Annotated in this window: 6 protein-coding genes; all 6 read left to right on the top strand. The window is 36.1% G+C overall.

From position 1 onward, the window contains the following. Nucleotides 1–2,151: glycoside hydrolase family 38 C-terminal domain-containing protein (locus RTP52_RS18145; RefSeq protein ID WP_312372788.1), on the top strand; the 2,151-nt coding region annotated here is incomplete at its 5' end. A 173-nt stretch (nt 2,152–2,324) separates the two neighbouring features. Further along, nucleotides 2,325–2,510 (top strand): hypothetical protein, encoded by a 186-nt coding sequence (locus tag RTP52_RS18140; protein WP_312106034.1) that lies wholly within the window; start codon nt 2,325–2,327, stop codon nt 2,508–2,510. Between the two features lie 14 nt (nt 2,511–2,524). Beyond that, a complete protein-coding gene (locus tag RTP52_RS18135; RefSeq protein WP_312372786.1) occupies nt 2,525–3,322 on the top strand; it encodes an alpha/beta hydrolase in 798 nt (265 codons plus the stop codon). A 195-nt stretch (nt 3,323–3,517) separates the two neighbouring features. Continuing rightward, nucleotides 3,518–4,297 (top strand): polysaccharide deacetylase family protein, encoded by a 780-nt coding sequence (locus tag RTP52_RS18130; protein WP_312372785.1) that lies wholly within the window; start codon nt 3,518–3,520, stop codon nt 4,295–4,297. 319 nt (nt 4,298–4,616) lie between these two features. After that, entirely contained in the window at nt 4,617–4,811 is a 195-nt protein-coding gene (locus RTP52_RS18125) for a DUF3787 domain-containing protein (protein WP_312105456.1), read from the top strand. Nucleotides 4,812–4,827: 16 nt separating this feature from the next. Next, nucleotides 4,828–8,316 (top strand): pyruvate:ferredoxin (flavodoxin) oxidoreductase (gene nifJ / locus RTP52_RS18120; protein WP_312372784.1); only part of this gene is annotated, 3,489 nt, incomplete at its 3' end.

Below are 8,316 nucleotides of genomic sequence, written 5' to 3'. Positions count from 1 at the left end.
CAAATTGAAATAGGAAAACAATTTTTTAAAGAGAAATTTAATATCACACCTAAGACAGCAATGAATGTCGACTCATTTGGTCATAGTAGAGGCTTAGTTCAAATATTAAAAAAGACAGGGTATGATTCGTATTTTTTTATGAGGCCTACAGAGATGGAATATGGAGATTTCCTTTGGGAAGGATATGATGGTAGTAGGATTGTGGCACATAAAATATTTAGAGGATATAACTCTTTAAAAGGTAACACTGATAAAAAATTGGAGGAATATATAAGAGAATGTCCGGACAGAGAACAGAGCTTGGTGTTATGGGGCATTGGTAATCATGGCGGCGGCGCATCAAAAGTCGACTTGGAACAAGTTAATTCTTTTATCGCTAACCATGATGAATATCATATCATACATTCAACACCAGAAGATTATTTTAAAGAATTGGATCGGTCAAAGTTAGAAGTTCGAAAGCAGTCTTTGGTTCATTGCATGGTTGGATGTTATACGTCCATGGTTCGAGTAAAACAATTGCATCGTCAATTAGAAAACAAACTTTATCTTACAGAAAAAATGTTAAGTCACGCTGCATTACATATAAATATGGAATATCCGATGGATGACTTAAAGAAGATACAAAAGTCATTACTTTTTTCAGAATTTCATGATATTTTACCTGGCACAATGGTACAGTCTTCAGAAAAAGAAGAATTAATGCGATTATCTCAGGCACTTACAAGTCTGGATGAACTTTGTACAGAAGCATTTTTTTTATTGGCTTCTGGGCAAAAAACTGGAAAAAGCGGAGAAATTCCTATCTTAGTGTACAACCCATATCCATATACTATCGATACGGAAATAGTGACAGAATTTCAGTTAGAGGATCAGGGATGGGATGAAACAAAAACAACAATAGGAAGGGTTTATGACTGTAATGGCACTATGCTGCCATCTCAAAATGAAAAGCCAGAATGTAGTATCAATTTAGATTGGAGAAAAAAGATAGTTTTTCGAGGTGTGCTACAGCCTTCTTGTATGAATCGCTTTGACTGTAAATTGGAATTGGTGGAAAAAACCAACAAAAAGTCAAGTTATATTCAAGGTGATTTATTTATCATAAAAAACAAAGGTATGGAAGTTTGGATTAATATTCATACCGGGTATATTGATAAATATAACGTAAATGGCATGGATTACTTAAAAGAAAACTCCTGTAGATTAGAAGTGTTTGATGATAACGAGGATCCTTGGGGTATGACAGTCAATCGTTTTGATAAAAAAATGGGAGAGTTTACATTGCTGTCAATGGAGGATGCAAATTCTTTTCGTGGGTATCAAGGGAATACAGAATCCAATATAAATGTGATTGAAGATGGAGAAGTAAGAGTTATATTACAAGGTGTATTTCATTACGAAAATTCTTATGCAGTGATCGAGTATTGCATTCCTAAAATGGATTCTTATATCGATGTTACGATTACTACATTGATAAACGGTGTAAATAAGATGGTAAAATGTAATTTGAATTCATTTTTTGAAAATCCGACATTTTTAGGGGAAACTATGTATGGATATGAAGAATTGCATCAAAATGGGGAAGAAGTTAATTTTCAAAAATGGTGTAGTCTAGAAATGGGAAATAAAGTATTAGCAGTTTTTAATGAAGGTATTTATGGAGGCTGTGCTGATAGTGGAAATATACTTTTGTCTTTACTAAGAACACCTGCTTATTCTGCTCATCCGATTGAAAAAAGAAAAATTGTGCCAACAGATCGGTATCTTCCTCATATTGATATGGGAGAACGTCAATTTAAGATTCGAATTCAAGCAGGAGAAATAAAAGATAAATGTAGTACACTAGCACAACAATGGAATGAAAAGCCGTATGTTCTTAGTCATTTTCCTTCTTGTGAAGGCGTATTACCAAAAAAATTAGTAGAAATAGAAAATGAGATTATTGTGTTATCTGCATTTAAACAAACGAAGGAAGACACTTATTTGATGCGTTTGATAAACGAAACGGATAAAAGTTGCGTAACCAAAATTAATTTAGATTATTTTAATATTGAATCAAAGTTAGTTTTTCAACCGTTTGAAGTAAGGACATTTGTAATTCATGGCACTTCGATGGTCGAATCTGATATGTTAGGGCATAAGATTTAGAACTATTTGAAAATTAATTCTGCAAAGTTCATGATGTCTAAGGGGAAAAATAACTCTTAATAAATATGTATAAGAAAATGTTACATAAAATAAGGAGACTATAATGAATTGGGAGTCCAGTTACACCTAAGCAAGTATCTTCTGTAGCTGAACAGTTGGGAAAGGACAGAGTTTTGTCTGAGACATTTGCCCTTTGTGGATGGGGGATTACGTTTGAAGAATTGAAATGGATTGCCCAATGGCAGTTTGTCAACGGAGCAAGTTTTAGCTCTGTTCCTGACTGGGCAGAAGAAGGAAAAGCAAAGTCAATTTGGAGAGATGATGGTTACTGCTTTGTGAAGTTCGGATTTGATAACTAGAGAGAGGTATGATTATGTTACATAAAAAAATTGAGATAGTAGTTCAGAGCAATATAGCAAGTTTATATACCTATATATTAGATAATACACCAGAAATTGATAAAGACCGCATGCGCCCCATTATCATTATCTGTCCAGGAGGTGGATATCAGTCAACCTCGGACCGAGAAAGTGAGCCAGTGGCACTTCATTTTAATAGTATGGGGTATCATTCTTGTGTTTTGCGGTATAGTGTACAGCCAACGGAGTATCCAATCGCTTTACTACAACTTGCAAGTACAATTTTATATATACGAGAAAAAGCTAAGGAGTGGAACATTGATCATAACAAAATTATCGTATGTGGATTTTCTGCCGGTGGACATTTGGTAGCAAATTTAGGTACTATGTGGAATGATCCCTTTATATCAGAGGCGATTGGAGTATCCAAAGAACAGATTAAGCCCAATGGTATGATTTTAAGCTACCCTGTTATTACTTCTGGGAGATTTGGGCATAAAGAAAGTTTTGTTAATTTACTTGGAAGTCAATATGATGAAATGGTGGAAAAATTATCTTTAGAAAAATGTGTGAATATAAATACGGTACCTGCATTTATATGGCATACTGTCAGTGATGAGATAGTGCCGGTAGAAAACAGTTTATTTTTTGCGGAAGCAATGCAAAAGATTGGTATTCCTTTCGAACTTCATATCTATCCAAATGGAAGACATGGTTTATCTTTGGCAACAGAAGAAACTGGTAATTTTTCTATTCAAAAAGAATGCCAAAACTGGATTACAATGGCTGGAACCTGGATTAAAAATTTATGATAATCCAAGCAATAACTTAAAAGTTAACTGAATTGCCATTATGATTTCTAATTACTTTAATTAAGGGATGATTGTAATTTCGGTCAAATCAAGGAAGTGCAGAACTCAAGATGATATTAAAGTTAAGAAATCTTATCATAACCATTTGCATTCTCAATATAAATATAGTAATACATATTTTAATGAGGTAGTACTATGCAATTTGAGATTGATAAAGAAAAATTGGGAAAATGGTGCAAAACTGGAATCTTAGTACTTTCCATCATCTTAGTTATAGCGGTAGGGGTTTATTTTGTTCCAAAGATTATTGCGAAAGCAGCAGGAGAGAAACGAGAACTAACAATTTATTGTGTAAAGACAGAGAAAAAACAAGTTGCATTATCCTTTGATGCAGCCTGGGGGAATGAAGATACTGCTCGGATATTAGAAATATTAAAGAAACAAAATGTTAATGTTACATTTTTTATGACCGGTGGCTGGATTGAAAAATACCCTGACGATGTAAAAGCAATAGCGGCAGCAGGCCATGATTTAGGAAATCATAGTGAAAACCATAAGCAGATGTCAAAGCTTTCAAAAGAGCAGTCGGTAAAAGAAATCATGACACCGCATGATAAAGTAAAAACACTTACTGGGAAGGATATGCAACTTTTTAGACCACCTTTCGGTGATTACAATAATACCTTGATTCAGGCAACAAAAGAATGCGGATATTATTGTATTCAGTGGGATGTGGATTCCCTAGATTGGAAAGACTACGGAAAAGATAGCATTCTTAAACAAGTCTTGAATAATAAACATCTAGGAAATGGTTCTATCATACTTTGCCATAACGGAGCTAAATTTACCGCAGACGCATTGGAAGAATTAATTGTAGGGTTAAAAGATAAAGGTTATGAAATCGTGCCTATTTCTAAGTTGATCTACACAGATAATTTTGAGATGGATCATGAGGGAAGACAGGTACAAAAATAAAATATCTAAAAGTTAATGTTATTTATAATAGTGCTATTAATACTATCTTCGTGGAAAAAGGCCTTAATCGCTCTAGTACTTTTGATTCCTTCCTTGTTTCTATTAACACTTATATAAGCTGCTGTCAAACTAACGTATATTAGTCTGACAGCAGCTTATTTGTATTTCGTGAGTCTGCTTTCAATTATTTTATCAAAAGCCTAAATAAAGGGGACTTCATCTCTAAAAAGGTAATAGTAATGATAAAAATAGGAAACAATTTAAGTAGCATTGTGCTATTTTTTGAATTGGAACTTTATTTAATATGATGGAGGCTAACATGATATATCAAAAGGAAGAAAAATTACAGGGAAAAGATAATAAACGTCTTAATGCCTGTGATCCCACCAATAATGAGGGAACTGCAGCTTGGCAGAATTCAGAGGATAATTATAGAGTGGATCAGGTGAATAAACCGTCACTAGATAGCGTTATTGATGCTAAGAACTGGGTCGATAACGGAAGTAGATTATAGAAAGGGGGAATTGTAGATGTCAAAGATTGAAATGACAGTTGATGGAGGTACTGCGGCAGCTTATGCAGCTTATGCTTTTACCGATGTTGCAACAATATATCCGATTACTCCTTCTTCCGGAATGGCTGAATTAACCGATGAATGGTCAGTAAGTGGAAGAAAGAACGTATTCGGTCAGGAAGTAAATGTGGTTGAAATGCAATCAGAGGCAGGAGCTGCAGGTTCATTTCATGGTTCCTTACAGGCGGGTGCACTGACAACTACCTTTACTGCCTCTCAGGGATTACTTTTAATGATACCGAATATGTATCGAGTAGCAGGTGAACAATTGCCTGGTGTAATTCATGTAAGTGCAAGAGCGATTGCTACCCATGCATTAAGTATTTTTGGTGATCATCAGGATGTGATGGCAACCAGGCAGACAGGCTGTGCAATGCTGGCATCCGGTTCTGTTCAAGAAGTAGCGGATCTTGCAGCAGTTGCTCATTTATCAGCCATTAAAGGAAGACTTCCATTTGTTCATTTTTTTGACGGATTTCGCACCAGTCATGAAGTACAGAAAATAGAAACATTAGAATACAGCGATTATATGGAATTGTTAGATATGGAGGCGGTAAAAGCATTCCGAAACAGAGCTCTTTCTCCGAATCATCCAGTAGTACGTGGTACTGCACAAAATTCTGACATTTATTTTCAGGAAAGAGAAGCAGCAAATCCTTTCTATCAGAATATTATACCAATCGTTCAGGAGTACATGAAAAAAATTGGTGAAAAAACTGGAAGAAGTTATAACCTATTTGATTATTATGGAGCTTCCGATGCAGAATACCTGATTATAGCTATGGGTTCGGTAACCCAGACCATTGAGCAAACCATTGATTATTTTAATAGTAAGGGTGAAAAATACGGATTAATTAAAGTAAGACTGTATCGTCCATTTTCAGTCGAGCATTTTATTAATTTAATACCTAATACAGTAAAGGCTATTGCTGTTCTTGACCGAACCAAGGAGCCGGGGTCTGTGGGAGAACCACTTTACTTGGATGTATGTACCAGTTTAAAAGGAATGAGTAAAACACCGGTTGTAGTAGGTGGCAGATATGGGTTGGCATCTAAGGATACAACACCAAATCAGATTGCTGGTGTATACGAAAACTTGAAAAAAGAACAGCCTAAGAATTCATTTACCATAGGTATCAACGATGATGTTACAAATACATCACTTCCATCCGTAGAAGGAATCAATATGGAACAAGAAGGACTCGTTGCATGCCAGGTATGGGGACTTGGATCGGATGGTACTGTGGGCGCCAATAAACAAGCAATTAAAATTATAGGGGAACACTCTGACTTAAACGTTCAGGCATACTTTGACTATGACTCGAAAAAATCCGGTGGACTTACGGTTTCACATTTAAGATTTGGTAAAGAACCAATTAAATCAGTGTATTTAGTAACACATGCAGATTATGTAGCATGTCATAATCAGTCCTATGTGAACAAGTATGATTTATTGGAAAGCTTAAAGCCAGGTGGAATATTTGTACTCAATACCCAATGGAATGAAGAGGAATTAGAGAGTAATCTTACAGCTTCTATGAAGAGAAAACTAGCTGAAAAAAATACTCAGTTTTATACGATTAATGCAATCAAAATAGCAGAAGAAATCGGACTGGGTAACAGAATTAATATGGTTATGCAAGGTGCCTTTTTTAAACTAATTGATGTATTACCAGAAGAAGTATATCTGGGAGAATTGAATAATGTAATTGCGAAAATGTACGGGAAAAAAGGCGAAAAAATTGTGAAGATGAATCAGGATGCTGCTATTCAGGGTATAAAAGCGATTCATAAGGTTACAATACCGGAAAGTTGGAATGGGATAACAGGGAATGAAAAGGCGGATGAGAAAGAACCTGACTTCATCCATAATATTATGAGACCGATGTCAGAATTAAAGGGTGGTGAGTTACCTGTCAGTGCTTTTACGGGTAGAGAAGATGGGACCTTTCCTTCTGGAACCACTGCATATGAAAAGCGCGGTATTGCTGTGAATGTACCGGAATGGATAGTAGAGCGTTGTATTCAGTGTAACCAATGTTCTTATATATGTCCTCACTCAGTTATTCGGCCATTCTTATTAAATGAGGAAGAATTAGCGAAAGCTCCTGATACATTTGTTACAAAAGGAGCTAACGGGAAAGCATATGAAGGGCTTCAATTTAAGATTCAAATAAGCCCAATGGATTGTACCGGATGCGGTAACTGCGCTGATGTCTGCCCAGCAAAAGGAAAGGCACTAATCATGCAGCCAATCGAAACACAGATACCAAAAGAAGTTGATAATTGGAAGTTTGTTGTAGAAGAAGTCAGTTTCAAGGAAAATCTGTCCTATGGTCCGTCTTATAAGGATACCCAGTTCAAAACTCCGTTAGTAGAATTTTCAGGTGCCTGTGCTGGTTGTGGAGAAACGCCATATATTAAGCTGGTTACACAACTTTTTGGCGAACGTATGATGATTGCAAATGCAACTGGATGTTCCTCTATATGGGCTGCATCTGCGCCAAGTACCGCATATACAATTAACAATGAAGGTAAGGGACCTTCCTGGGCAAATTCGCTTTTTGAGGATAATGCAGAATATGGATTTGGTATGCATCTTGCGGTAAAACAAATACGAAATAGAATAGAAATGAATATGAGAAAGCTGATCGATTTAAATGTGGAAGAAAGAGTGAAAGAAGCTTTCCAAGACTGGCTACAATATAAAGAGGATGGTGAATCATCGAAGGAAGCTAGTAAAAAAGTTTCGGATGTGTTAGAGCATTTTATATCTACAGATAATGAAATCGAACAACTGGTAAATGAGATTAAAGAAAACAATGATTATCTTACAAAACGATCTATATGGATAGTAGGTGGTGATGGATGGGCTTATGATATCGGATACGGAGGCCTTGATCATGTTATGTCCTCCGGAGAAGATATCAATGTACTGATATTTGATACGGAAGTATATTCCAATACGGGCGGTCAGTCATCAAAATCTACTCCAGCAGGTGCAATTGCTAAATTTGCCACATCCGGCAAGAAACAAGGTAAGAAGGATCTGGGAAGAATGATGATGACCTATGGTAATGTATATGTTGCTCAGGTTGGCATTCATGCAGATAATGCTCAGCTTACCAAGACACTAAAAGAAGCTGAAAGCTATCCAGGACCGTCACTTGTTATCGCGTACTCACCATGTATCAGTCATGGTATAAAAGAGGGTATGGGGCGTAGTATGGAAAATATTAAAAAAGCAGTACAATCAGGATATTGGCACCTGTATCGTTATAACCCATCCTTAAGAGAGGAAGGGAAGAATCCTTTTATATTAGATTCTAAGGAGCCTACAGAAAGCTTCCGAGATTTTATTATGGGGCAGGTTCGTTTCAGTGCACTGGAAAAAGCATATCCAGAACAAGCAGAAGAACTCTTTACGAGAACAGAAAAACAAGCC

The organism is Lachnoclostridium sp. (assembly GCF_031997925.1).
Classification (GTDB): Bacteria; Bacillota; Clostridia; order Lachnospirales; family Lachnospiraceae; genus Lachnoclostridium.
The sequence above is the reverse complement of the archived record's forward strand: the minus strand, read 5'-3'. Positions and strand labels throughout refer to the sequence as shown.

Excerpts from the sequence above, each read along its gene's own strand:
- RTP52_RS18125 (WP_312105456.1), top strand. The coding sequence starts at position 4,617 with ATGATATATCAAAAGGAAGAAAAATTACAGGGAAAAGATAATAAACGT.
- RTP52_RS18135 (WP_312372786.1), top strand. The coding sequence starts at position 2,525 with ATGTTACATAAAAAAATTGAGATAGTAGTTCAGAGCAATATAGCAAGT.
- RTP52_RS18130 (WP_312372785.1), top strand. The coding sequence starts at position 3,518 with ATGCAATTTGAGATTGATAAAGAAAAATTGGGAAAATGGTGCAAAACT.